We start from the raw sequence: 25,952 nt of genomic DNA on the forward strand, positions 1-25,952 counted from the left end.
TTATCGTGGAATTTCAACGGACTCCATAATCATGGAGACTACATTTTCGGTGGTCATGCCTTCCATTTCGCGTTCTGGAGTCAGGATTACCCTGTGGTTCAATACGGGTACTAAAGCTTTTTTCACATCTTCAGGGGTAACAAAATCCCGCCCAGAAATCGCTGCAAAAGCTTTCGCCGCAGTTAAGGTAGCGATAGAGGCCCGAGGAGAAGCTCCCAAATACAGGTGCGGGTGGTTCCTGGTTTGTGTGATAATATTGGCGATGTAGTCCAATATTTTTTGCTCGACCACCACTTCGTGAATATTCTTTTTGAACTCCAATAGTTTTTTAGGGGTAAGCACCGCTTTTATTTGGTCTTGTGGTTTTTCACCCTTTCGCTCGTGGTGGTTTTGCAGAATTATTATTTCTTCCTCAACAGAAGGGTAATCCACTTTGATCTTAAAAAGGAAACGGTCCAATTGAGCTTCGGGCAACGCATAGGTGCCTTCTTGCTCTATGGGGTTTTGGGTTGCCAAAACCATGAATGGTTGCCCCATTTTATAGGTGGTGCCGTCCACGGTGGCTTGCCGTTCCTCCATGGTTTCAAAAAGTGCTGCCTGGGTTTTGGCAGGAGCACGGTTGATTTCATCAATCAGAATAATATTTGAAAAGATGGGTCCTTTTTTAAACTCGAATTCCGTTGTCTTAGTATTGAATACAGATGTTCCCAGAATATCACTCGGCATTAAATCCGGCGTAAATTGAATACGGCTGAATTCTGTTTTTAGTGTTTTCGCAAAGAGTTTGGCAGTTACCGTTTTTGCAATGCCGGGAACCCCTTCTATCAAAGCATGTCCATCTGCTAGAATTGAAATGATCAGGAGTTCTATAAAGTCTTTTTGCCCTACAATTATGGTGGACAATTCTTTTTTTATCTCTTCCACAGTGTTCCTTAGTTCTTCCAAGGGGACTCTGCTGTTAAAATTCAGGTCGTTATTTTCCATCAACGTTTGCTTTAAATGCTTGTATTTTTTGATTCAGATTCTTTAGTTCGGTTTCGGTCACGTACTGTTTGGCCTTCAGTTTTGAGATTAAGCTCATCAAAGCTTTTACTTCTTTTAAATCAGTATTGCTTCTAAGAGAGAGATTCCTCAAAAATGTTTCGTCTTCCAAATTTTGGGTAGAAACATGCAGTTTGGATCTGATGTATTCCAAAAAGTAATCAATTTTATGTTTTGTTATCAAGGGCAGTTCCCCTTTTTCAAAATACATATCGGCAATGGTACGCGTAAATGCCAAGGTCTGATTTTTTAAAGGGGTTACAACGGGAATGGCTCGTTGCTTTCGTTTCCCTTCAAAAATTATGTAAATGAGGGCTCCGATAAGCACAAGATAGTAGGCCCACTTGAATTCTTTGGTGTTCAGGAACAGGTACATGGGAGAGGTGTAAAAGGATTTCCCCGATTTATGGAAGTTATCCATATAGATTTGTTCATTTTTATCCAGATAGGATAGAAGGCCAGCTGTATACTCCTGATTGTTATCCTTTAGGATAAAATAGTTGGTGAATGCCTTAGGAAAACTGATCAATATGATCTCTCCCTTCCCAAAAGCTTGCTTTATGGAGTTTATATGTTTGGTAGTGGTATCCGTGCTGTCCGATTTGGCATAAACTTGGCCGAGAACCGTTGTGCGCAAGGTGTCCAATCGATCAAAACTGGTAGTGTAATAGTCCTTGGTAAATTGAACTCTTTTATGCTTGATTTTCGGATTGACCAATTCATAATAAAAAAGAGGCTCCAACTGTTCATCATTATAAACGTTGGTCTGTTCCAAATGCAGTGTATCCAATAATTTTTTCTCAAAATAGTCCGAGGCGACAAAAAGGGTATTGCCTTGGTCCACCCACTCCAAAAGGGCATTTAATTCGGCCTCTTCAAAAGAGACAGTTTCGTTTACAAAAAAGTAAGTTCCTTTAATGGAGTCGGCACGTCTAAGGAGTTCAAAAGGAGGTTTTTGGATCTGTTGCACGTTATTGGGAAAGTACTTTTCCATTAAATCATTCAATATGTAAGTGCCATAGGGTATTTTATGATGGGATACATACGAAGGATACCAATTGATTTTTTTTGGCTTGTTGTATTCCATAGCAAATATGGCCGCCAGGGTCAAAACACCGATTGTTATGTATATCCATCCTTTTTTAGACATGGACTATTGATTTTTTTAAGGATGCAAATACAACTTCGGCTTTCTCGTATCTGGATTGGTCCAGGTCAAATTCTCCGTACCAAACATAATCATAGAGCATGGTGGCTTTTCCAAAATCAATTTTAAGGTTGCTTTCGGAAAGTTCTTTCAGATATTCATCATTGGTTTTTTGCTGTTGCCAATCTATCATTCCCCGTTCCGATAGCAATTGCAAGATATATAAGTAATAGTATCGAACGGCAAGTCGATAGTTTTTATCAACCAATGCATTTTTAATCAATTGCTGAATATCCTCATTTTTGATGATGTGCTCATCTTCGGACAGTGAAACCACATTTGGATTCTTTTTGTTTATGCCCATCCCTTGCATATTGGATTTGATAAAAAAACGAATCACCAGATACAGGAACAGTGCTAGGAGCAAATAAGGGAGAATCTCTAAAAACATCGCCAAATAACCTTCGGCATTGCCAACACCAAAGATCCATTCAAAAAACCGACGTAACATATTGTAGAACCAATTGGTGATATCGGTCCACCAAGTGCTTTCTGCTGTTACCTCTTCATAATTAAAGGCATCATCTCCCTTATAGGTCTCAAGGTCTTCTTGGTTAAATGCAATGGGTTCAATATCCGATTCATCATATTTGACAATAGAATCATTTTGGGCAAAAAGAATTGTCCACGATAGTATTAGGTATGATAAGATCAATTTCTTGTGCATCTATTCCTCTGAAGATTTTCCAAGGCTTTCAATGCGCTCAAAAGTACCCGTAAAATTTTTCTTTTCGTTGAGGTTGAAAAATACAAGGGAAGTGCCTACCAGTAATATAATATTCATCAGAAATTGAACCAAGCTACTAAGAATATTCAACAAAAGGTAGATCGGGTCGCTGAACAGGTTCATGTTTTCTGCATCCATCTCGCCCGAGAATATGCCCATTTTTATCCAAGTGTAAATTACTCCCGGTAAGCTAAAGGCATATGTGGCAATCATCACGATAATATATATCACAAAAAGTGTAGCGAAGGTAATCCACCAGTTTTCTTTGATCAAGGTAAAACTATATTGGTAAGATTCCATAGTGTCTTTTTTAAGGAAAACAAGAATGGCGAAAGAAATAGAAAGTGGAACAGCCAGATAAATACCGGGTATTAAACAAAACAAGGCCCCGACAAATACTGATAATCCGACTAGAATACCCAAACCGATAAGGGACCAAAAAGATCCATAAACACCCTGACGGATCTCGTCAAAATTTGTCTCGCCTTTATGGTCTATGTACGATTTGATATAGTATAGCACAGTTCCTTGCGCCAGCACATAGGCGGCTATGGAACTTAACATCAATGCGAGCACAGATATGACCATGATAACTGGAGAAGCCCAATTAACTGTTCTATTTCCGATAGTGGTGAGGTTAAAAACATCGCCGATCGTATACATATAAAACCCCATGGAAATCAACATCACTAAAATATAGGGTCCCACAATTTTTAAAATGGTTCCGAAAAAAGGTTTGAACTCATTTCGTATAAAACCGAAGGAATCGGAAAGGATTTCGCCCAATTCGCGCTGCTTTTTAAACTCGATGTAGTTATTGGTTGTCTGCATGGGTGGTTTTTCTATGGATTTGATTTGGATAAATAACGTAATAATATATGATCAAGGACAACGAAGCCAATATGATGAAAATTGCCAGCCAATCGGGCATTTCGGTATGTCGGGTAACATAACCTTCCAAAAAACCTGCGATTATAAAGAAGGGTACCGTACTCACCATTATTTTAAGCCCGTTTTTAACGCCTCTTTTAAAGGATTCCAATCGAGTATAAGTACCGGGAAAAAGAATGCCATTGGCCAATACAAGTCCAGCACAACCCGCAATTATGATTACGGAAATTTCGATGGTTCCATGAATCCAAATGGTGCGTGCCGACTCCCACAAAAGTCCTTTCTCATAAAAAAAGTACTGAAAACTCCCCAGCATAATACCGTTCTGTAGCATGATGTAGAGGGTTCCGACCCCTAAAAAAATACCAAAGGCAAAGGCATAAATGGCTACCTTAATATTGTTTATGGTAATGCCCAAAAACATATTGAAAGCGCCCTGTTCTTTGTAAACTGCCATGGGATCCCCTTTTTCAATGTTCTCTAGTGTCATGTTCACATAGCCATTGCCCAAAATGGAACGCACAAAGTCCCCTTCGTTTGCAGCGGAGAAAGCTCCCACCGCAGCGAAAAAAGCAAACACCAAGAACGAAATGAGTAATTCCCGATGATGTTGTTTGAAGATTGTTGGGAACTCCGTTTTCCAAAAATGAACAATACGGTTTCTGGATTCCCGTTTGGTCTTATAGATTTTTTGATGCGCTTGGGAGGCAAGGGTATTCAAATATATCTGGGTATTGCTCCCAGGGTAAAATGTCTTTGCGTAACTCAGGTGATCGGTGATCTCAATGTAAAGATCTGAAAGCTCATCAGGATGAAGTTGCCCTTTATTGATCAGGGCATTTTCAAAAGCGGCCCATTTATCCTTATTTTGCCTAACAAAAGCGGCCTCGCGCATTACATCCAGTGGTTTGTAAGTAAAGAAACTAAAATATGGAACAATTTCAAATAGAAACGGCCCAAAATATAACTATCAATCAGAACACCTCCCATCTGGGTGAGCGCATGTTGGCCTATATTATTGATAGCTTTATTATTTTGGTCTACACTATTCTAGTGGTCCTTTTCTTGTTTTCAGTGGATATCGATATTGAAGATCAATGGGCATTTTATTTGATACTTATGTTACCCGCTTTTTTCTATTATTTGCTTTTAGAGACCTTAATGGATGGTAAAACCATCGGGAAAGGTGCAATGAATCTTCGTGTGGTGAAATTGGATGGGTCAAAACCTAATTTTGGCAACTATTTTGTTCGATGGGCACTTAGGATTATTGATGTGAGTCTTACTTCGGGCGGCGCTGCTGTCTTGACTATTTTGATTCGGGGAAAAGGTCAACGAATCGGTGATATTGCTGCAGGAACCACGGTCATCAGTGAAAAAAAACGAGTGTCATTAAAGGACACTTTGTTAAGGGACTTGCCCGAAGACTATAAGCCAACATTTCCACAGGTTACTGTTTTTAAAGACCAAGAAATGCAGACCATTAAAGAATTGTATGATAAATCCAAATTGAGCGGAAACCACAATGTTATTGTCTCATTGGATAAGCGTATCCGTGAAGTATTGGGTGTGCAGACTACCTTACAACCTATAGAATTTGTGGACGTGGTAATCAAGGATTATAACTATTTCACTCAAAAAATGTAAATATGCTGTTACAAACTGTGGATATTCTGGGTACCGTGGCCTTTGCCATTTCAGGGGTTTTGGTCGCAATGGAAAAGAAATTGGACTTGTTCGGGGTACTCATCATTGCATTTGTAACCGCAATCGGGGGTGGTACCCTTAGGGATTTATTGATTGGAAATACACCGGTTGGATGGATGCGGGACCTCACTTACGTCATCACCATTTTTATTTCGGTGGTGTTTGCCATCATTTTTGTGAACAAGCTCAAATACTTGAGAAAGTCTTTGTTCCTGTTCGATACTATAGGTATTGGGCTTTATACCATGGTTGGTATAGAAAAGGGTCTAGAAGCCGAACTCTTGCCCATTATGTGTCTTTTTTTGGGAACCATGACCGCCTGTTTTGGAGGTGTTACCCGCGATATTTTATGCAATGAAATCCCGGTGATCTTCCGAAAGGAAATTTACGCTACTGCATGTATATTGGGAGGAGCCAGTTACTTCCTCTTTATGCAATTCCCGATTAAGGATAGCTATGCCTATGTGGCAGCCATTTTTGTGGTCATCATGTTAAGGTTGATTGCCGTTAAGTTTGATGTTCGCTTGCCCAACATCTACAAAAAGGAAACATAAAGAATCCTTCCCTAACTTTTTTGCAATAGTATTTAGTTGTTGCTTAGTGCAATTAATCTCCCATTAATCTTTTTTACGTTTTTATTAATAACATCCCCACGGGTATAAGATTACATTGGCTCTCAAGCAACCTAAATAACCAATCAACTAAACAGGTATGAGAACATCACAATCACTGATCATTACATTTTTAGGGTTGATTTCTTTTTTTGGAATCAATCAGGCAAGCGCACAAGGCTGCGTTGCCATCAGACATTTTTCTTCTTGTGTGGGGAACACTTTGGAAAATAATTTGTTGGGGCCCGGGGACATTCAAATTGGAAGTAATTACAGGTATTTCAAGTCCTTTCGTCATTTTAGGGGAACCGAGGAAGAACCAGATAGGGTATCGAACGACACAGAGGTTATCAATCATTCGCACTCATGGGATTTCTTTTTGACCTACGGTATATCGGATAGGTGGTATGCCAGTATTACCATTCCTACCGTAATCAACACACGTTCTTCCTTATATGAACACGGCCGCGATGAACGCAACACCACTTTTTCCAGAGGCTTGGCCGATGTTCGTGTAGGGGTGGGGTATTGGTTGTTTGACCTAGAGAAACACCAAAACGGAAATTTGGCCTTGGGATTGGGGCTCAAGATACCAACGGGCAGTTATAATGCATCCGACATATTTTATAATGTTGGGCCCGAAGGCGGGCCGCAGACCAGACCCGTGGACCAGAGTATCCAACCGGGTGATGGCGGTTTTGGAATTACCTTGGATTTTCAGCTGTACCAAAAAATCGCAGAACGGTTTTTTGCCTACGCAGGAGGTTTTTATTTAATCAACCCCAGAGAAACCAACGGAACCCGAACCTTTAGGGAAACGCTGAGCCCCATTTTAGAAAACGAAGCGATTATGGCCGTTCCTGACCAATTTTCTATTCGAGGTGGAGTCAGTTATAGTGTGAGCAATGCTATTTCAACTTCTTTGGGCGCAAGTTATATTGGCGTTCCGGTAAAAGACCTGATCGGCGGGAATGAGGGTTTTAGAAGACCTGGGAACGTACTTTCCATTGACCCTGGAATCGCTTTTATGAAAGATAATTTCTCCTTGAACCTAAATGTGCCGTTTGCCGTAAGAAGGGAGCGTCCACAAAGTGTTACCGATTTGGAAACACAACAGATTACAGGAGAGCCTAGACAAGGAGATGCAGCTTTTGCCGATTATTTGATCAATGTAGGAGTGTCCTACCGATTTGCAAGAAACAAGGTGAAAGTGAACCCAGAACTCATGAATGAATTCAAAAATTAAACCTTTCGCAAATGAAGATATCTTCCAAGGATAGATTGATTGCAATTTCGGTGGGCTTGGTCTATTTTTGGTTTGGGGCGTTAAAATTTGTCCCGAACCTTAGTCCTGCCGAGGATTTGGCAAAAAACACCATTCACGAACTTACTTTTGGGTTAATTCCGGAAGAGTTTTCCCTAATCCTACTTGCCATTTGGGAGGTTGGCCTGGGTTTTTTGTTGGTTTTTGGACTGTTCCGAAGGCAAGCTGTTTTACTGGCCTTAGCCCATATGGCTTTCACATTTTCACCCTTGTTCTTTTTTCCAAATGATGTGTTTGGTGAAGAACCGTTATCATTGACCTTGATTGGGCAATACATCATAAAGAATATAATAATCATTGCCGCTCTTTTATCTATTTATGAAAGGAAAACGTTCCACAAAAAGCACGAAATACCTTTAGGAAATCAACAGGAGGGACTTATGCAAAGAATTTTAATCCGTAAAAATCTCTTCAAAAGAGGATAATGTTTTTTTGATCATCATAATTCACTTTTACGACCTTCATTGATTGTTTACAATACTTCAGCCTTTATGATATAAACATTTTGCCACGGCCAATCCCCATCGCCTACGGGAACATTATTTATGGCATCTACCACATCCATCCCTTCCACCACTCGGCCAAAGGGTGTGTAGGAACCGTCAAGATGATAGGAGCCTGGGTCGGTGACCACGATAAAGAATTCGTAGGGTGAAGCCAATTTATGCGGGTTGTCCCTCTCGCTACTGGGCATGGAAATGGTCCCCCTATGGTGTTTGTGTCCTTTGTTGGCATCAGGTGGAAGCAAGTACCTTCCTATTTTTCCACGTTTTCTAGCGGTTTTTCGGTCATCGGAGTTGCCGCCCTGTATAATAAAATCCTTCACCACTCTGTGGAACTGGGTGTTATCAAAATACTTTTGTCTGGCCAAGTAAATGAAATTGGCTTTGTGGTACGGAACATTATCGTACAACTGAACGGTAAAGCTGCCCATGGTGGTGGTGAGTCTAACCTTATCTTTTTTCAGTTTTTTGGAATAGTCAAAAAAGAAGTCGATGGCGTTTTCTTCGGTGAGCTTAAAAGGTTCTTCTTCCTCTTCTTCCATTTTGGTGGAATCTACCGCTACTTCGTTAACGCTGTCCGTGTTTGCAATATTTTCCTGAACTTTGTCTTTGTCCTTTTTAGGGGATTCTCCGCAGGATACGATTAAAAGAAACAGTATAATTGTAGTTAAAGCCGATTGTCTCAATAGCATGGATTTTAATGAATTTTCTCAACTTGCTCTAAAATTAAAAAATCTCCCACTTCCAGGGGAGGAATCCCATCATAAAATGTCCCCGCAACTACGTGTTCAGTGGTTGAAAGAGAACAGAGTGCAAGATATGAAACCGAAGAAGGCAGGGGTTATGGCATTGTTTTATCCCGATGCCGATGAAAAAACACGCTTACTTTTGATTCTCCGAAAAGTGTACCAAGGCGTGCATTCCAATCAAATTGGATTTCCTGGAGGAAAGGTAGAGAAAGTAGATAGGGATTTGATGGATACCGCTTTGCGCGAAACTCACGAAGAGGTGGGTGTACACCCGACCGAAGTGGAGGTGATCAAAGAGCTGAGCGAAGTATACATCCCGCCCAGTAACTTTTTGGTTAGACCTTATATGGGCATTTACCCTAATCCCAAGCCATTTATTAAGGAAGAAAACGAGGTGGAAAGCCTGGTTGAGGTGTATCTCAGGGATTTTTTGGATGATTCCAACCACATTCAAGAAATTTTGAGCACTTCTTACGCAAAAAACATTGATGTACCCGCCTTTAAATTAAACGGTTACACGGTTTGGGGCGCCACGGCAATGATGTTGAGCGAGATCAAGGAGCTTTTACGACGAGCGCTTTGATGCTATTTTGTAAATTTGCCATCTAAACCAACACTGTACATGGGGCTGTTTAAAAAAAATCCTTTTGGTCATATTTTATTTTTAAAACGATGGCTGATTCGTATTGCAGGTATGATGACACACCAACGATACAAGGGATTCAATACTCTGGAGATCGAAGGTTCGCAGATTATTCGTGACCTGCCCGAAAACAATGTTCTTTTTGTAAGCAACCACCAGACTTATTTTGCCGATGTAGTGGCCATGTTCCACGTGTTCAATGCCAGTTTAAAGGGTAGGGATGACAATATTAAAAATTTAGGCTATCTATGGAATCCCAAGCTAAATATCTATTATGTAGCGGCCAAGGAAACCATGAAGAAAAGCTTGCTCACCAAAATTTTGGCTTATGCCGGATCTATTAGTATTGAAAGGACATGGAGGGCCGATGGTCAAAATGTGAACCGACAGGTGAAGTTCAGCGATATATCCAATATAGGAAAAGCTTTGGATGATGGTTGGGTAATAACCTTTCCACAAGGGACAACAACACCATGGAAACCATTGCGAAAGGGTACGGCACACATCATTAAAAAGTATAAGCCCGTGGTGGTCCCTGTCGTAATTGATGGATTCCGTAGGTCTTTTGACAAAAAAGGACTTCGAGTTAAGAAAAAGGGAATCTTGCAATCTATGCAAATAAAGGAGCCGTTGGAAATTGATTACGACAATGAATCCATTGATGCAATCTTGGAAAAATTGGAGTATGCCATTGAACAGCACCCTTCTTTCCTAAAAGTGATTTCCCAAAAAGAATTGCTTGCCTATGAAGAGGAAAACCAAAAAAGGCGTTACAGCTATAAAGGCAAGCTGGATGGGTAGGTTAAACCTCCAACCTTTTGAGTTCGTTATAGTTCTTTCTCAACTTTTTCAGTAAGATACCATAAAGGAGTTTGTAAAATAACCAAATAATAAACAATACGGCAGCGGTAATTGCAATCGAAGTTATGATGATGAGTGCCCAAAATTCCGTGCTGTCCCCATCTTGAGCGGCTACCTCAGCTAATTCCTGACCCTCTGGTGTATATAACAAAACCCCGTAAGCATAAATTATCGCACTTATTGTAAAAATGATAAGATTGAACCAAACATACTGTGTTACGGTACGTTTTACCTTTAGTATGGTTCGCATCAAATTCCTGGACGAATCCGTAAATGATATTTTTCTGTAATTGATATAAAACTTGTAGATAAAATAAAGAATAATGGCGTAGTTGATGATATTGAGACCCATTACCACTTTATAGATATGCATGGCCTTGAGCTCTTCCATGGTCTCTGGGCCGCTAAAAATTATATTGACACCTGCCCAAAAGACAAACTCTATGATGCTTATGTAGAAAATCCATTTAACTATGGAAGATGACTTTTTTTTGGTCATCGGATAGATTTGCTCATAGGACAGTTTGGGAAGGTCTACTTCCCGCTTCTGCCAGTCTTTTTTCAAGAGCTCCAGTTCATCCAACATATATTACGGATTTAATATGGTTCTTAATTTGTTTTTTACCCTGCTCATCTTCACTCTGGCATTTACTTCGGAAATACCCAAAGTTTCGGCTATCTCGGAATAATCCTTGTCTTCCAGATATAGAAAAACCAAAGCTTTGTCAATATCGCCAAGCTGTTTAACGGCGTCGTACATCAGTTTTAACTGGCGTTCCTCCGTATCGTCATACTCCGTGGCCTTGATTTTGTAGAGGACCGAATCAAAATCCTGGGTCTTCACCCTTTTTTTTGATTTTCTGTACAAGGTTATGGCCGTATTCAATGCCACACGATACATCCATGTGCTGAACTTGGCGTCGCCCCGAAACTTTGGGTATGCTTTCCACAACTGAATAGTGATTTCTTGGAACAGATCGTTATGGGAATCTTTGTCGTTGGTATACAGACTGCACACCTTGTGGACAATATTCTGATTGTCCTCAAGTTCCGTTACAAAACGATGTTCCAGTTCCTTGTTCACTAAGCGGTTGGTAAGTTTGCTTTATGTATTAGTCTGCACCAAGCAGCTTTTGTTACAATGCGCGATAAGAAATCTATTTACGATAGTCCAAAGCAGGTGGCCTGTTGCCCAACATCGGGACATACTTGAAGTCTTTCCCCCTTCTTTCCTCTAATTCCTTTTTGGCAGCTTCTACCGTCTTCGGATTTTCAAAAATATCCATAGCGGTGAGCGCCAAAGTTTTGGCGGCGACCATCATTCCCTTGGAGCCAATACTCATGCCACCGGCTGCAACGGCTTGCCAGCTGTGTGCAGGCGTTCCCGGGACCCAGGTTGCGGTGCCCAGACCGGCGGTCGGAACAGTAAAGCTCACATCACCAACATCGGTGGAACCAAATGCTTCGGCGGTTTCTTTATACGGTTGAACGGTTTCCGCAACTTCCATGTTCAGGCTTTCGTTGCCCAAGCTTTTTGATATTTTCTCGGCGAAGGCCTTTTCCTCTTCATTATAAGTGATACCGCCAACTTTTACCAGATTGTCGTACATCATTTTTTGTAAGGTAAGGTTGGGAAGCAGTTCATGGGTTCCTCCTATCATTTCGTACTCCATGGTAGTGCCCGTGCCCAGGGCTGCTCCTTCGGCGGCTTTTACCATTCTATCAAAGATATCAACGACCACATCCCTTGTACTGTGCCTTGCGTAATAGTACACTTCAGCAAAATCGGGAACCACGTTCGGGGCCTTGCCGCCATCGGTGATCACATAGTGGATTCTGACATCTTCGGGAACATGCTCCCGCATCATGTTCACCATATAGTTCATGGCCTCCACACCATCCAATGCGGAACGTCCCATTTGTGGTGCCGCCGCTGCGTGTGCAGAAATACCATGGAATCTGAATTTTGCCGATTTATTGGCCAAAGCAGCACCTGCACTTGCGGCATTTGCAGAACTTGGGTGCCAGTGCAACGCAACGTCCACATCATCAAAAGCACCTTCGCGCACCATGTACACCTTTCCTGACCCACCTTCCTCGGCTGGGCACCCATAAAATCGGATGGTTCCTTTTATGTTGTTGGCTTTCATCCAATCCTTTACGGAAATGGCCGCAGCTGTGGATGCGGTTCCAAACAAGTGGTGACCACAGGCATGTCCGGCTTCTCCACCGGCTGATTTTTTCTCTGGAACGGCCTCTTGGGACAGGCCGGGCAGGGCATCATATTCGCCCAAAATACCTATAACGGGATAGCCGGAGCCATACTCGGCCTTAAAGGCAGTTGGAATGCCGGCAATTCCAGTCTCTATGGAAAACCCGGCATCGGAAAGGGTTTCTTGTAAAAGGGCGGAGCTTTGCTCTTCCAGATATCCCATTTCGGCCAAGTTCCAAATTTCATGGGCAATTTCACTATATTTTTCAGACTTTGAATCTAAATTCTTGATGACATCATTTTTCTTTTTTTGGGCATGAAGACCCAAGGTGCACAAAAGAAGCAAGGCACCTAAAGGGAGGAATTTTCTCATGGGTTGAAGTTTTTTTGAGTTAGACTTTAAAGATATAAAAAAACAAACCCCAACACCTATTGTACTGGTATGGAATACTTAAATTTGTGGGTATGTCGAGCATGAACATTCCTCAATCCAGTTATCCAAGGGTCGTTATTATTGGCGGCGGTTTTGGAGGTATTGCCTTAGCCAAAAAATTAAGTCAAAAAGAAGCACAGGTAGTCTTGTTGGATAAACACAATTATCACAACTTTCAACCATTACTTTATCAAGTGTCCACCGGTGGCCTGGAACCGGACTCCATTGCATACCCCATTAGAAAGGTTTTGCAGGGTTACCCTAATTTCTTTTTTAGATTGGCGCAGGTGCAAGAGGTAAAAACGGATACCAAAAGAATCAAAACCAATATAGGTGAGATTTTTTATGACTATTTGGTAGTAGCAACGGGGTCGGAAACCAATTTTTTTGGCAACAAAGGCATTGAGAGCAAGGGAATGGCCATGAAAACCATTCCTCAATCCTTGAATTTAAGGAGCCTGATCTTGGAAAATTTTGAGCAAGCCCTTTTAACCGATGATCTGCACGAGCGGGATGCCTTGATGAATTTTGTGATTGTAGGCGGTGGTCCCACGGGAGTTGAACTTGCCGGAGCCTTGGCCGAGATAAAAAAAGGAATTTTGCCCAAAGATTATCCTGACTTAGATACGCGAAGGGCTCAAATAAACTTAGTGCAGGGCAGCGACCGACTTTTGCCCGCCATGAGCGAGGTGGCCTCCCGAAAGGCCGAAAAGTTTTTGGAGGAACTTGGCGTAAATGTTTGGAAGAACATCCGTGTAACCGATTACGATGGCAAAAAGGTATCCACAAACACCAAAACAATTTTTGAGGCGGAAACCCTGGTGTGGGCCGCAGGGGTAAAAGCGGTAGGACTAAAGGGTTTGGATGCTGAAGCCCTTCTTTGTCGAGGCAATAGATTACGGGTGAACGAATTTCATCAAATTGTGGGACTGGAAAATGTTTTTGCCATAGGTGATGTAGCACAAATGGAAACAGAGGAGTTTCCGCACGGACACCCTATGATGGCTCAACCGGCCATACAACAAGGTAGAAATCTTGGCGATAATTTGGTGCGTGCCATCGAGGGTAAACCTATGAAGCCTTTTGTTTATAAGGATAAAGGTAGTATGGCCACGGTTGGGAGGAACAAAGCGGTGGTGGATTTGCCCAAATTTAAGTTTCAAGGGGTGTTCGCGTGGTTTGTATGGATGTTCGTGCATTTGTACTTCCTTATTGGTTTCAGGAACAGGGTAGTGGTCTTTATCAATTGGGTCTACAATTACATAAGATTCGACCGTGAGGCTCGATTGATTATAAGACCTTTCAAAAAGCAGAACAGGGTAGAGCGGGATACCTTGATGCAGGATTAATTTTCCGACCTTCTCGGGTGAAAATCTTTGAGAACCTGTGTCAAATGGGTACGGTTTACATGCATATATACCTCGGTAGTGGTAATGCTTTCATGCCCCAACATTTGCTGTATGGCCCTTAGGTCAGCGCCATTTTCCAAAAGGTGGGTGGCAAAAGAATGCCGGAATGTATGGGGGCTGATGTTCTTTTTTAGTCCAATTTGCTCGGCCAAACGTTTTACAATGGTAAAGATCATGGCACGGGTCAGTTGTTTGCCCCTTCGGTTTAAAAAAACAAAGTCCTCATGTTCTTTTTGAATGGGCAAATGTACCCTAACTTCTTTCCAATATATATTGATGTATTTTTGGTTTACCCGACTGATCGGGACAAAACGCTGTTTGTCTCCTTTCCCCGTCACTTTTATAAAATCTTCATCAAAATAAAGGTCGGATAGTTTGAGATTGATGAGTTCCGATACCCGAAGACCACAGCCATAAAGGGTTTCCAAAATCGCTCTGTTTCGTTCCCCTTCAGGTTTGGAAAGGTCTATGGCGTTGATCAAGTCGTTTATTTCTTCCACGGAAAGTGTATCGGGCAACTTTCTTCCAATTTTTGGGGTTTCAATAAGGTCCATGGGGTTGTCTTCTCTATAATCTTCAAAGACCAGATAGGTAAAAAACCCTTTTAATCCCGATATAACCCGAGCCTGTGTTCTTGGGCTCACTGTTTTGGCGATGGCATAAATAAATTGCTGGACTATTTCTCGAGATATCGCCACTGGCTTCTCATCAATGGAACTGGCCTCAAGAAAATGGACAAGTTTTTGAAGGTCCATAACATAACTTGAAATAGAATTTTGGGAAAGCCCCCTTTCTATCTTCAAATAATTTTGGTAGTCTTTTATTGCTTGTTGCCAGTTCATGCCATCAAATATAGTGACATTCCATTTTCAAGATTGATTAAAACCGTGCATCGGTCAACTCAAAATGCCCTTTGGTCAATTGGGACAAATAAAAACCATAAGTTTCAATAATTTCCAACTTGAAATGGAAAGGATGAAAATTACAAATGTTCATTTTGTAGGAAAATTATATAAAAAGGCACTTTTTTGGTGATGATGACGTTCTGTTGTTAATAAAATTTTAACAATGAAGAAAAAGACATTTGTATTGGTGATCATCGCCTTGGTTACCGTAAGCTTTTCATCCGTGGCACAACGAGTGGACCGGACAAATTTTAAAGCGGGGATTCACGCAGGAGTGCCCTTCGGTGATATTTCTGATTTCTCAAATTTTGAAATTGGACTCGATTTGGGGTATCATTGGGGAGTATCGGAACTTATAGATGCAGGTATTTCGACAGGATTTATGAATGCCTTTATAAATAATGATACGGTAGACCTTGGACCGGTGGAAGTGGAAGGAGACTTTCCAAACATCCAATATATTCCGGTGGCCGGGGCCTTTCGAATATACCCCACCTACGATTTTAAATTGGGTGCGGATGTAGGTTATGCAGTCGGAGTAAATGATGGGAACACGGGAGGACTTTATATAAGACCCATGGTCGGGGTAAACATAAGCAGTAATACCGAACTAAATATTTCTTATGTAAAAATAAGCGATGATTATGATTTTTCAATGGTAGCGTTAGGAATTCTGTTTTTGTTTTAGATTGAAAGAATAGCTTTAATTAGCCCCAAATCTTACAGTAGAAACTATGAATATTAATCACTTAATACACTTAACAAATGAAAAAATTACTTTTAGTATTGGCATTTTTGATGCTTGGCAATATGGCCATTAAAGCTCAAACCAGTTACAGAGCTGCACTTGGGTTGGGAATAGATCTTTATGATGAAGCTACCTTTTTTGGGGCATCTGGGAAATACTTTTTCTCCGATAATCATGTGGGGCAAGCAGATTTGGGTTTTGAGGATAATGCCACCATTGCCACATTTTTATATTCATTCCACAAAGGATTTTTTAGGGCACCCGGCTTGCGCTGGTATGCAGGTTTGGGACCAAGTATTATTTTTATAAAAAACTCTGATAACATTTTTGCGCTACGTCCACATCTGGGACTCGATTTTAAGATTGATGGGGTACCGCTTGTACTCAATTTTGATTGGAGGCCTTCTGTGGTGCTTAGTGATGTTGGTGAGAACCAAGCGGCCGCTTTTGGATTCGGTCTGCAATTTGCCATCAACAATTGATTAAAAAAGCAACGGCATATTAAGGGTGGGTGTATCCTGCCCTTTTCTTTTTATTGTATTTTTGATGGCATGAAACTAATGATCATCAACGGACCCAACCTCAATTTACTTGGGAAAAGAGAGCCCGAAGTATACGGGAAAACTACTTTTGAAGATTACTTTAAACGATTACAGGAAAAGTTTCCTGATGTAGCATTGGAATACTATCAATCCAATATAGAGGGGGAGCTGATCGGTAAAATACAAGAAGTGGGTTTTGATTACGACGGTATCGTTCTAAATGCCGCTGCCTATACGCATACTTCTGTAGGCATTGGCGATGCAGTTAAGGCGGTGGAAACCCCAGTAATCGAGGTACACATTTCCAATACGCACCAGCGTGAGGAATATCGTCACGTTTCGTACATCTCACCTGGGGCCAAAGGCGTTATCCTAGGCTTTGGACTCCAAAGCTATGATTTGGCCATCCAGAGTTTCTTAAGCTAAATTCTTCAGGTATTTTTTATCGGCGTAGAAAGTTCCGAAGGGTAATAGCGATGCTATAAAAAGAATGATGAATCTTTTCAGCTTCCATTTTCTTTCCCAACAAAAAATTACGGCCACCACTACATATAGAATAAACAATATTCCATGTGCCATACCAACAACTTGGTTCGGTTCGGGAATATCTGCCCAATGCTTCAACGGCATGGTCATTCCGAAAAGGAGTAGATAGGAAATACCTTCTAAAATAGCAGTGGCCCTAAAAATTTTAAGCATGAATTTACGTGTATTAGCCTGTTTTGTTTTTTAAGAATGCAGCTAAAAACAGTCAATTCGAGTGAAATTCCCAAGGAATTTTGTATCGAGAATCGTTTTTGGCATGACATTTTGGTTCTCGATACAATTTTTCTTTCGAAAAATCACTCGAACCGACAAAAATGTTGGCTCAATTATTATAGATGGATTACTTCATCATAAGCATCGGCAACGGCTTCCATTACCGCTTCGCTCATGGTTGGGTGCGGGTGTACAGCTTTTAACACTTCATGACCTGTGGTCTCCAATTTTCTGGCAACAACGGCTTCAGCAATCATATCGGTTACACCAACCCCGATCATATGGCAACCTAACCACTCACCATATTTGGCATCGAAAATTACTTTCACAAAACCATCTGGGGTTCCTGCAGCTTTGGCTTTACCACTGGCAGAGAAAGGAAATTTTCCAATTTTAAGGTCGTATCCTTTTTCTTTGGCTTGCTTCTCTGTCAAACCAACAGAGGCTATTTCGGGGATACAATACGTACATCCTGGAATGTTACCATAATCCAATGCTTCAACGTGCATACCTGCCAGTTTTTCCACACAAAGGATACCTTCGGCGGAGGCAACGTGAGCCAAAGCTTGTCCGGGGGTGACATCGCCAATGGCATAGTATCCGGGAATGTTGGTTTGGTAGTAATCGTTTACCAATATTTTATCTCTGTCCGTAGCGATTCCAACATCCTCCAAACCAATGTTTTCGATGTTTGTTTTGATGCCAACGGCAGAAAGTACGATGTCAGCTTCAAGAACTTCTTCGCCTTTTTTGGTTTTTACGGTAGCTTTTACCCCATCCCCAGAAGTGTCAACTTTAGTGACTTCGGCGGAAGTTTTAATCTTTACTCCTGATTTTTTGAAGCTGCGCTCCAATTGCTTGGATACATCTTCGTCCTCAACAGGAACAATGTTCGGCATATATTCCACTACGGTTACCTCGGTACCCATGGAGTGATAGAAGTAAGCGAACTCCATACCAATGGCACCACTACCTACCACGATCATTTTCTTGGGTTGCTTTTTCAAGGACATGGCTTCTCGATAACCGATCACCTTTTTTCCATCTTGTGGAAGACTTGGCAACTCACGACTGCGAGCTCCTGTCGCGATTATAATATTGTCGGCTGAATACTCGGTGGTGTCACCGTTTCCAGCTTTTACTTCAACTTTTTTGCCTGGTTTTATCTTTCCAAATCCGTTGATAACCTCAATCTTGTTCTTCTTCATCAAAAACTGAACACCTTTGCTCATTCCATCGGCAACCCCACGGCTTCTTTTTACAACGGCATCAAAATCGCGGTCTACATCTTTGGCACTCAACCCGTAGTCTTCGGCGTGCTTTAAATATTCAAAAACCTGAGCGGATTTAAGAAGTGCCTTGGTTGGTATGCACCCCCAGTTAAGACATACACCTCCCAAACTTTCTTTTTCTATAATGGCTGTTTTGAAACCTAATTGTGATGCCCTGATGGCTGTTACATATCCACCTGGACCACTTCCCAAAACAATTATATCGAACTTGCTCATTAGATTTTGATTTTAGTTGTTAGATTAGAAATCTGCCGTCTCGGCAGGTGCAAAAGTACGGAAAACCATCCCCATTTCCCAAGTTGAAAAAACTCAAATATGGGTTTGTTTGTGAAACAGCTAAAAAAAGTGCCTGTGATAAAAAGTTCTATTGAAAACCTAATTTATTCTTCGGGATCAAAATCAATGCTCACGGAATTGATGCAGTAGCGTTGTCCTGTAGTTTCCCGGGGGCCATCGTTAAAAACGTGGCCCAAATGACTGCCACAATTGGCGCAAACGGTCTCCGTGCGAACCATGCCGTGGGTGGTGTCCCTGATATATTCAATGGCACCGGCTACGGCCTGGTCAAAAGAAGGCCACCCGCAACCGCTTTCAAACTTATGTTCGCTTTCAAATAATTTGGCATTGCACGCTTTACAGTGGTAGTCGCCATTTTCAAAATGAAGATCGAACTTTCCCGTGTAGGGCCGTTCGGTTCCCTTTTGTCGCAAAACATAATATTCTTCGGGAGAGAGTTGTTGTTTCCACTCCTCTTCGGTTTTGTTTACACCGTATTTTTTATCCATAAAGGTTTAAGCTTTTTAGTTGTTGTCTGGAATAAAATTAAGAGCTGCTCCGTTGATGCAGTGCCTTTTTCCTGTGGTATTGCTGGGCCCGTCGTTAAAAACATGTCCCAAGTGGCCGCCACAAACTGCGCAATGCTCTTCGGTACGGGGCACACCTATTTTATAGTCTGTGTCAAAAGCTACGTTGCCCTTGATCTCTCGGTCGAAACTTGGCCACCCAGTTCCGGATTTAAACTTGTGCTCACTTTTGAAGAGTGGTGTGCCGCAACCTGCGCAAACATAGGTGCCCTTTTCTTTATTGTCCAACAGCTCGCTGGAAAAAGCATTTTCCGTGGCGGCTTTTCGCAGGACGTAATATTCCATATCCGTAAGCTCAGCACGCCATTCTGCATCGGTTTTGTTCACTTTAAATGCAGTTTCCTTTGCGCTTTCTTGTTTCTCTTCCTGTGAAGTTCCCTTGCATCCGGCGAATACAACAAGAACCAGTAGTAGCAATCTTTTTCCCATGCTTATATTTTTTATTTGATTGGACGAATTTTTACAGCAATCCTTTCAGAAAAAACCATAAAAAAGTCCCATTGATGATCAATGAGACTTAAGATACTATTTTTATACAATCTATTGGATATCCATTTGGATGACTTCTTCTTCATCAATTTGTAATTTGGACATCACACTCTCAATGTTCGAAGCGTCAAAATCTGGAGACTGTGCAAATTCGCTGGGAATAAAAACAATTCGGAACAACTGATTGTCCGTAAAGTCAGTACTCAAATTGGAAAGGTCAAAATTACCATCGATAAAAAGTTCCAGGTCCACAAAGGTGTGCGCAAAAACATATTGAATCGTGCCTCCCTCTAAAAAGTAATTCTGGGGAATTTGGGTCCACGCATCTGCGGTAGAACCATCGCTCAAGTCAATCAGACCATCGTGACGGTATACCAAAACAGCATCAGATTCGAAAACCTCGAAATTGGTCACATCGGAAAAAGTAATCAAGGTGCTAAAAAGGTTGGCGTCAAAGTCATAGCCAAAGTTGACACCTTCCACCTCTACTACCTGTCCTTGGATACCATCAAGACCGTCTTGGCCATCAAGTCCATCCAACCCATCGAATCCCGGAGGTCCTTGCGGCCCCTCGCATGCTGCGAAAAATAAAACGATAAAGGTCCCTAAAATTGTACTAAATTTATTCATGATTTTGGATTTTTGGTTTTGTTCATTTGTCTATGTTCACAAAGAAATCAAAAAGCGTTCCATTTTTTAAAAAATGTCGTATCATTCATCAAACCTATTGCCATAATCGTATTCTTGCGTAAAGATGCTTATTATTGTATAGTACTAAACCCACTTATATGTCCAAGGTAGTTACTCATAGTTTTTTTACGGATTTCGATATCAACCTTTTTAAGGCAGGCAAACACTTTCGGCTCTACAATAAATTGGGGTCGCACCTAACGGAGGTAGATGGAGTTAAAGGTACATATTTTGCCGTTTGGGCGCCTTCCGCAAAATCTGTCAGCGTTGTCGGTGATTTTAATTATTGGAACGCCAACGATCACCAATTGAATGTTCGTTGGGACAGCAGCGGCATTTGGGAAGGATTTATTCCCGGAGTGGACAAGGGCACCAAATACAAATACAAAATACACTCCAATAACAACGATGTCTGGACGGAGAAAGCTGACCCTTTTGCCCGATTTTGTGAACAGCCACCACAAACAGCTTCGGTGGTCTGGGACGATGCCTACCAATGGAAGGACAGCGAATGGATGCATACCCGAGAAGAAAAAAATGCATTGGACAAACCTTATTCCGTTTATGAGGTGCACCTAGCTTCGTGGAAAAAGAAAAATGGTTGGGAATCCCTCAGCTATTTGGAGATGGCAGAAGAACTTGCGGATTATGTGGAGGAGATGGGCTTTACCCATGTAGAGTTGATGCCGGTAATGGAATATCCCTACGACCCTTCGTGGGGGTATCAAATAACGGGGTATTTTGCGCCAACTTCGCGTTTTGGGAAACCGGAGGACTTTAAAGTACTTGTGGATGCCTTCCACCAACGCGGCATAGGGGTTATTTTGGATTGGGTACCTTCCCATTTCCCGGAAGATGCTCACGGCCTTGGCTTTTTTGATGGGTCGCACCTATACGAGCACCCGGACAGGCGAAGGGGATACCACCCTGATTGGAAAAGCCTCATTTTTAACTACGGAAGAAACGAAGTACGGGCCTTTTTGATCAGTAATGCCGCTTACTGGCTCGATCAATACCACGTGGATGGATTGCGGGTCGATGCCGTGGCATCCATGCTCTATTTGGATTATTCGCGGGAAGATGGGGAGTGGGAACCCAATATGTACGGGAATAATGAAAACTTGGAAGCCATGTCCTTTTTACGGGAAATGAACCAAGAGGTCTATGCCAGCTTTAAAGGTGTACAGACCATTGCCGAGGAATCTACTGCCTTTACCGGGGTAACAAAGCCCGTACATTATGGTGGGCTCGGTTTTGGTATGAAGTGGATGATGGGATGGATGCACGATACCCTGGAGTTCTTTAAAAACGACCCTATTCATAGGTCGTATAATTTGAACGCTATAAGCTTTAGTCTTACCTATGCCTTTACAGAGAACTTTATGTTGCCTTTTTCGCACGATGAGGTGGTTTATGGCAAACAGTCTTTACTGTATCGGATGCCTGGGGATGAATGGCAACGCTTTGCCAATTTAAGATTGCTCTTTGGATATATGTTCACGCACCCTGGTGGCAATCTTTTGTTTATGGGGGCTGAGTTTGGACAATCTTCCGAATGGAATTTTCAAGAGGGCTTGGAATGGCACTTGACACAATACGATTTTCATTCCGGTATACAGGAAGTAATAAAGGATTTGAACAAGATCTACAAGACCTATCCCGCGTTATATGAAAAACAATTCAAGCCAGATGGTTTTCAATGGATTGAATACAATGACCAAGAAAATACGGTGATATCATATATTAGAAAAGGTAATGATTCCAAGGACGATTTGATCATTGTTTGCAACTTTACCCCTGTACCACGTGAAAATTATAGATTGGGCGTTCCTAAAACCTCTACCTTAAAATTGGTGTTTAACAGTGATGATAAAAAGTACTCGGGAAGCGGTATGGGAAAGAAAACAATAAAACCTTCCAAAACGACATGGAATGGCTATGAGCAATCCGTTTTAATGAACCTGCCACCTTTAGGGGTGGTCGTTTATAAATAAACGAACCACTATAACGTTATAGTTAATTGCTTTTCAAAACATATTTTTATTTATTCAGGCTTTTATATTTCTTTTGTGAGCCTCAACTGATTACAGATGATAACCAATACGGAAATTGCAACTAGGGGGAATCAGTTCCCCAATCATATCGTTGATTTTAAACAAGAAAACGATAAAATATATTTTACCACCCAAAACGGCGTCATTCTCCAAGTGACCATACTAAGGGATAGCGCGGTTCGCTTCAGGTATGCCACCGAGTATGTTTTTGAGCCCGATTTCTCATACGCCATAAGCGATGACGTAAATCTTGGATATAACGAACTAATTGTGGAGGACGAGATACCGGAATATGTAATCACTACTTCCAAACTCAAAATATACATCAACAAAACAAACCTAAAGGTCCAGATTGTTGATATGGAGGATGTAATTTTGGCAGAAGACGAACTGGGCTTCCACTGGGAGGAGAATTTTGACTACGGTGGCAACGTGGTCAAGATGAGCAAGGTGTGCCATTCCGGTGAGAGCTATTACGGTATGGGGGACAAGGCTTCGCACACCAACCTAAAAGGAAAAAGAGTCAACAATTGGGTGACGGACTCCTATGCCTATGGAAAAGACCAAGAGCCTTTGTACAAATCCATTCCATTTTATATAGGACTTAAAGAAAACAAGGCTTACGGCATTTTTTTCGACAACTCGTTCAGTACATACTTTGATTTTGCTGCCGAAAAACGAAATGTCACTAGCTTTTGGGCCGATGGTGGAGAAATGAACTATTACTTCTTTTATGGCCCAAAAATGTACAATGTAGTGGAATCCTATACGGATTTGACAGGTGTGCCGGAATTACCTCCTCTTTGGGCGCTTGGTTTCCATCAATCCAAGTGGAGTTACTACCCTGAGAAAAAAGTAAAGGATATCGCCTCAAAGTTTAGAGAACTCAACATCCCATGCGATGCCATATATCTGGATATTGATTATATGGAAGGATTTCGATGTTTTACTTGGGACAACAAACACTTCCCCAATCCCAAAAAAATGATCGAGGAACTCGAAGAGGACGGTTTTAAGACCATAACCATGATTGACCCTGGCATTAAGATAGATCGCGACTATTGGGTGTACCAGCAGGCCATGGACAACGGTTTTTTCTGTCGAAGGGCAGATGGCCCTCATTTTAAGGGAAAAGTATGGCCCGGTGAATGTAAGTTTCCAGATTTTACAAATCCCAAAGTTCGCGAGTGGTGGGCAGACCTGTATAAAGAAATGATCGCCGACTTGGGCGTGAGCGGTGTATGGAACGATATGAACGAACCTGCAATAATGGAAGTTCCCTCAAAAACCGCCAATTTGGATGTGAGACACGATTATGATGGCCACCCATGTAGTCACAGAAAGGCACACAACGTGTATGGTATGCAGATGGTGCGCGCCACTTACGAAGGCGTTAAAAAATTTATGTTCCCAAAAAGGCCTTTCGTGCTTACCAGGGCGGCATATGCGGGAACCCAGCGTTATTGTGCTACGTGGACAGGCGATAATGTGGCAACTTGGGAACACTTGTGGATAGCCAACGTGCAAATGCAGCGTATGTGTATGAGCGGATATTCCTTTGTTGGTTCCGATATTGGTGGATTTGCCGAGCAACCCAATGGCGAACTTTTTGCCCGTTGGATGCAATTGGCCGTTTTCCATCCATTTTGTAGGGTACACTCCAGTGGTGACCACGGAGATCAAGAACCTTGGTCGTTCGGCGATGAGATTACGGATATAGTTAGGGAATTTATTGAGCTGAGGTACCAACTACTACCTTACCTATATACTATGTTCTACAACTATATCAAGGAAGGTTTTCCCATGCTTCAATCTTTGGTTTTTTATGATCAAGAAGACCATCAAACCCATTTTAGGACCGATGAGTTCATATTTGGGAAACAAATGTTGGTATGTCCTGTACAAGAACCCAATTCCCATGGTAGGAGAATGTATTTTCCAAAAGGAAACTGGTACAATTACTGGACAGATGAACTGACCGAGGGTGGCGTTGAAAGATGGGTGTCCGCAGAAATCCACAGAGTACCACTTTTTATAAAGGAAGGGGCTATGATTCCAAAGTACCCCGTACAGCAATATGTGGGCGAAAAAGAAATTGAAAAGCTGGCATTGGATGTTTATTTTAAAGAAGGTACCGAAAATTCCCAGGTATACGAAGATCATCAAGAGGGATACGACTATAAAAAGGGGAGATATAGCTTAAGACGCTTTAAACTTACGGGCAAGGAGAACGAATTGATCATTCAACAGTTTAAGGATGGAAACTTTATAACACCTTACAACAATTTTATAATAACTTTCCATGGACTGCCCTTTACCATTGAAATGGTTGAGCTTGACAACGAAGAAGTTGATTTAAATGATATCAAGCTGAATGGCAATAACTCCATTGAAGTTGGCAAGGATTTCACGGAACTCCATATTTTCGGAAAATAAAATTTTGTAATTTACAGAGACAAAAACACGATTTACCAGATGAAAAAACTCAGTCTTACTTTTTTGGTGCTAATGGCGGTAACCGCCTGCAAGACCAATCCATTTACGGGGAAGAGTACGCTTAATTTTTATCCCAACAGCCAGGTATTTCCTATGGCCTTTGCCGAGTACGATCAATTTTTGGAATCCAACAAAGTGGTCACCGGTACCTCTGAGGCTCAAATGATTACCAGGGTAGGGCAGCGTATCGCCTCTGCGGCAGAGCGTTGGTTGGATGCAAATGGTCATCCGGGCTATTTAAATGGTTACCAATGGGAGTATAACCTAGTTAATGACGAAACGGTAAATGCATGGTGTATGCCCGGCGGTAAAATAGTTTTTTACACTGGAATTTTGCCCATAACCCAAAACGAAACAGGAGTTGCGGTGGTCATGGGGCACGAGGTAGCGCATGCCTTGGCCGATCATGGTGCGCAGCGCATGAGTGCAGGCACACTTCAGCAAATTGGTGCTGTAGCAGGTAACGTGGCGATTAAAGACGATGAGACCAGAGGGCTGTTCAACCAAGCCTATGGTGTGGGTTCCCAGATTGGGTTAATGCTTCCTTTTAGTCGAAAACATGAAACCGAGGCGGATAGAATCGGCCTTCAAATTATGGCGATAGCGGGGTACAACCCTGACGAGGCCGCTGAACTATGGAGGCGCATGAAAGCCGCTGGTGGAGAAGCACCTCCGGAGTTTATGAGTACACACCCGTCCAATGATACCAGAATCAGTAATTTGACGGCTTGGGCCCCTGCAGCAAAAGCAGAAGCACGTAAATTTGGGGTGACTTCCTTCAAATAGAAAAAGATAA

28 protein-coding genes are annotated in these 25,952 nt (G+C 41.9%); 13 read left to right on the plus strand and 15 right to left on the minus strand.

All coding sequences use genetic code 11. The features are described 5' to 3' along the window. From J4E06_RS05670 to J4E06_RS05690, 5 genes are read right to left on the minus strand one after another with little or no spacing between them, the layout of a single operon-like run. The gene (locus J4E06_RS05670) at positions 1-984 is read right to left on the minus strand and encodes an AAA family ATPase (RefSeq protein ID WP_349523069.1); all 984 of its coding nucleotides are present in this window, start codon (positions 982-984) and stop codon (positions 1-3) included. Continuing rightward, positions 974-2,191 (minus strand): DUF4350 domain-containing protein, encoded by a 1,218-nt coding sequence (locus tag J4E06_RS05675; RefSeq protein WP_349523070.1) that lies wholly within the window; start codon positions 2,189-2,191, stop codon positions 974-976. The genes J4E06_RS05670 and J4E06_RS05675 overlap by 11 nt, the downstream gene beginning before the upstream one ends. Continuing rightward, the gene (locus tag J4E06_RS05680; RefSeq protein WP_349523071.1) at positions 2,184-2,915 is read right to left on the minus strand and encodes a DUF4129 domain-containing protein; all 732 of its coding nucleotides are present in this window, start codon (positions 2,913-2,915) and stop codon (positions 2,184-2,186) included. Before J4E06_RS05680 ends, J4E06_RS05675 begins: the two co-directional genes overlap by 8 nt. Continuing rightward, positions 2,916-3,806 carry a hypothetical protein gene (locus tag J4E06_RS05685; RefSeq protein ID WP_349523072.1) on the minus strand — a complete coding sequence of 297 codons (891 nt, stop codon included), beginning with the start codon at positions 3,804-3,806 and terminating at the stop codon, positions 2,916-2,918. Then, positions 3,790-4,761: a stage II sporulation protein M gene (locus J4E06_RS05690; protein WP_349523073.1), complete on the minus strand. Its 972-nt coding sequence runs from the start codon at positions 4,759-4,761 to the stop codon at positions 3,790-3,792. The genes J4E06_RS05685 and J4E06_RS05690 overlap by 17 nt, the downstream gene beginning before the upstream one ends. 35 nt (positions 4,762-4,796) lie before the next feature. On the opposite strand from J4E06_RS05690, the gene J4E06_RS05695 reads away from it, so the two are divergent. The 4 genes from J4E06_RS05695 to J4E06_RS05710 all read left to right on the plus strand — a co-directional run bounded on the left by J4E06_RS05695 (position 4,797) and on the right by J4E06_RS05710 (position 7,933). Continuing rightward, positions 4,797-5,513, plus strand: a complete 717-nt coding sequence (locus tag J4E06_RS05695) for an RDD family protein (protein WP_349523074.1) — start codon at positions 4,797-4,799, stop codon at positions 5,511-5,513. A 2-nt stretch (positions 5,514-5,515) separates the two neighbouring features. Next, on the plus strand, positions 5,516-6,127 hold the full coding sequence (locus tag J4E06_RS05700) for a trimeric intracellular cation channel family protein (RefSeq protein WP_349523075.1): 612 nt from the start codon (positions 5,516-5,518) through the stop codon (positions 6,125-6,127). Positions 6,128-6,284: 157 nt separating this feature from the next. Continuing rightward, positions 6,285-7,430, plus strand: a complete 1,146-nt coding sequence (locus J4E06_RS05705; RefSeq protein ID WP_349523076.1) for a hypothetical protein — start codon at positions 6,285-6,287, stop codon at positions 7,428-7,430. An 11-nt stretch (positions 7,431-7,441) separates the two neighbouring features. Next, positions 7,442-7,933 (plus strand): DoxX family membrane protein, encoded by a 492-nt coding sequence (locus J4E06_RS05710; RefSeq protein ID WP_349523077.1) that lies wholly within the window; start codon positions 7,442-7,444, stop codon positions 7,931-7,933. Between the two features lie 47 nt (positions 7,934-7,980). Here J4E06_RS05710 and J4E06_RS05715 read toward each other — a convergent pair whose 3' ends face one another. Beyond that, positions 7,981-8,697 carry a peptidylprolyl isomerase gene (locus tag J4E06_RS05715; protein ID WP_502877339.1) on the minus strand — a complete coding sequence of 239 codons (717 nt, stop codon included), beginning with the start codon at positions 8,695-8,697 and terminating at the stop codon, positions 7,981-7,983. A 133-nt stretch (positions 8,698-8,830) separates the two neighbouring features. On the opposite strand from J4E06_RS05715, the gene J4E06_RS05720 reads away from it, so the two are divergent. Both J4E06_RS05720 and J4E06_RS05725 read left to right on the plus strand, forming a co-directional pair. Beyond that, a complete protein-coding gene (locus tag J4E06_RS05720; RefSeq protein WP_349523079.1) occupies positions 8,831-9,343 on the plus strand; it encodes an NUDIX hydrolase in 513 nt (170 codons plus the stop codon). A 39-nt stretch (positions 9,344-9,382) separates the two neighbouring features. Beyond that, on the plus strand, positions 9,383-10,204 hold the full coding sequence (locus tag J4E06_RS05725; protein WP_349523080.1) for a lysophospholipid acyltransferase family protein: 822 nt from the start codon (positions 9,383-9,385) through the stop codon (positions 10,202-10,204). A 1-nt stretch (position 10,205) separates the two neighbouring features. Here the strand turns inward: J4E06_RS05725 and J4E06_RS05730 are convergent, their stop codons facing one another. The 3 genes from J4E06_RS05730 to J4E06_RS05740 all read right to left on the minus strand — a co-directional run bounded on the left by J4E06_RS05730 (position 10,206) and on the right by J4E06_RS05740 (position 12,849). Beyond that, positions 10,206-10,850 (minus strand): DUF8845 family protein, encoded by a 645-nt coding sequence (locus J4E06_RS05730; RefSeq protein ID WP_349523081.1) that lies wholly within the window; start codon positions 10,848-10,850, stop codon positions 10,206-10,208. 3 nt (positions 10,851-10,853) lie between these two features. After that, positions 10,854-11,348 carry an RNA polymerase sigma factor gene (locus J4E06_RS05735; RefSeq protein ID WP_349523082.1) on the minus strand — a complete coding sequence of 165 codons (495 nt, stop codon included), beginning with the start codon at positions 11,346-11,348 and terminating at the stop codon, positions 10,854-10,856. Positions 11,349-11,421: 73 nt separating this feature from the next. After that, entirely contained in the window at positions 11,422-12,849 is a 1,428-nt protein-coding gene (locus tag J4E06_RS05740; protein WP_349523083.1) for an amidohydrolase, read from the minus strand. Positions 12,850-12,950: 101 nt separating this feature from the next. Here J4E06_RS05740 and J4E06_RS05745 point away from each other — a divergent pair, with 101 nt between their 5' ends. Continuing rightward, positions 12,951-14,258 (plus strand): NAD(P)/FAD-dependent oxidoreductase, encoded by a 1,308-nt coding sequence (locus J4E06_RS05745; protein WP_349523337.1) that lies wholly within the window; start codon positions 12,951-12,953, stop codon positions 14,256-14,258. On the opposite strand, the gene xerD is transcribed toward J4E06_RS05745, so the two are convergent. After that, a complete protein-coding gene (gene xerD / locus J4E06_RS05750; RefSeq protein WP_349523084.1) occupies positions 14,255-15,160 on the minus strand; it encodes a site-specific tyrosine recombinase XerD in 906 nt (301 codons plus the stop codon). The genes J4E06_RS05745 and xerD overlap by 4 nt on opposite strands. A gap of 226 nt (positions 15,161-15,386) precedes the next feature. Between xerD and J4E06_RS05755 the strand changes: the two genes are divergently transcribed. From J4E06_RS05755 to aroQ, 3 genes are all read left to right on the plus strand, one after another. Then, positions 15,387-15,911, plus strand: a complete 525-nt coding sequence (locus J4E06_RS05755; RefSeq protein WP_349523085.1) for a hypothetical protein — start codon at positions 15,387-15,389, stop codon at positions 15,909-15,911. Between the two features lie 77 nt (positions 15,912-15,988). Then, on the plus strand, positions 15,989-16,453 hold the full coding sequence (locus tag J4E06_RS05760) for a hypothetical protein (RefSeq protein ID WP_349523086.1): 465 nt from the start codon (positions 15,989-15,991) through the stop codon (positions 16,451-16,453). Between the two features lie 69 nt (positions 16,454-16,522). Beyond that, positions 16,523-16,939 (plus strand): type II 3-dehydroquinate dehydratase, encoded by a 417-nt coding sequence (gene aroQ, locus J4E06_RS05765; RefSeq protein WP_349523087.1) that lies wholly within the window; start codon positions 16,523-16,525, stop codon positions 16,937-16,939. Here aroQ and J4E06_RS05770 read toward each other — a convergent pair. From J4E06_RS05770 to J4E06_RS05790, 5 genes are all read right to left on the minus strand, one after another. Next, positions 16,931-17,212 (minus strand): DUF3817 domain-containing protein, encoded by a 282-nt coding sequence (locus tag J4E06_RS05770; RefSeq protein ID WP_349523088.1) that lies wholly within the window; start codon positions 17,210-17,212, stop codon positions 16,931-16,933. The two genes, aroQ and J4E06_RS05770, sit on opposite strands and share 9 nt — an antisense overlap. Positions 17,213-17,388: 176 nt before the next feature. Next, positions 17,389-18,780, minus strand: coding sequence for a dihydrolipoyl dehydrogenase (gene lpdA, locus J4E06_RS05775; RefSeq protein ID WP_349523089.1), 1,392 nt, complete (start codon positions 18,778-18,780; stop codon positions 17,389-17,391). A 164-nt stretch (positions 18,781-18,944) separates the two neighbouring features. Continuing rightward, complete coding sequence (gene msrB / locus J4E06_RS05780) at positions 18,945-19,349, minus strand: peptide-methionine (R)-S-oxide reductase MsrB (protein WP_349523090.1); 405 nt, start codon at positions 19,347-19,349, stop codon at positions 18,945-18,947. 15 nt (positions 19,350-19,364) lie between these two features. Further along, positions 19,365-19,856: a peptide-methionine (R)-S-oxide reductase MsrB gene (msrB, locus tag J4E06_RS05785; RefSeq protein WP_349523091.1), complete on the minus strand. Its 492-nt coding sequence runs from the start codon at positions 19,854-19,856 to the stop codon at positions 19,365-19,367. A 111-nt stretch (positions 19,857-19,967) separates the two neighbouring features. Then, positions 19,968-20,546 (minus strand): collagen-like triple helix repeat-containing protein, encoded by a 579-nt coding sequence (locus J4E06_RS05790; protein ID WP_349523092.1) that lies wholly within the window; start codon positions 20,544-20,546, stop codon positions 19,968-19,970. A gap of 158 nt (positions 20,547-20,704) precedes the next feature. Here J4E06_RS05790 and glgB point away from each other — a divergent pair, with 158 nt between their 5' ends. From glgB to J4E06_RS05805, 3 genes are all read left to right on the plus strand, one after another. Beyond that, positions 20,705-22,600 (plus strand): 1,4-alpha-glucan branching protein GlgB, encoded by a 1,896-nt coding sequence (gene glgB / locus J4E06_RS05795; protein ID WP_349523093.1) that lies wholly within the window; start codon positions 20,705-20,707, stop codon positions 22,598-22,600. 96 nt (positions 22,601-22,696) lie between these two features. Beyond that, positions 22,697-25,096, plus strand: coding sequence for a glycoside hydrolase family 31 protein (locus tag J4E06_RS05800; RefSeq protein ID WP_349523094.1), 2,400 nt, complete (start codon positions 22,697-22,699; stop codon positions 25,094-25,096). A gap of 39 nt (positions 25,097-25,135) precedes the next feature. After that, complete coding sequence (locus J4E06_RS05805) at positions 25,136-25,942, plus strand: M48 family metallopeptidase (RefSeq protein WP_349523095.1); 807 nt, start codon at positions 25,136-25,138, stop codon at positions 25,940-25,942. Positions 25,943-25,952: the final 10 nt, after the last annotated feature.

Source organism: Allomuricauda sp. NFXS6 (assembly GCF_040148835.1).
Classification (GTDB): domain Bacteria; phylum Bacteroidota; class Bacteroidia; order Flavobacteriales; family Flavobacteriaceae; genus Flagellimonas.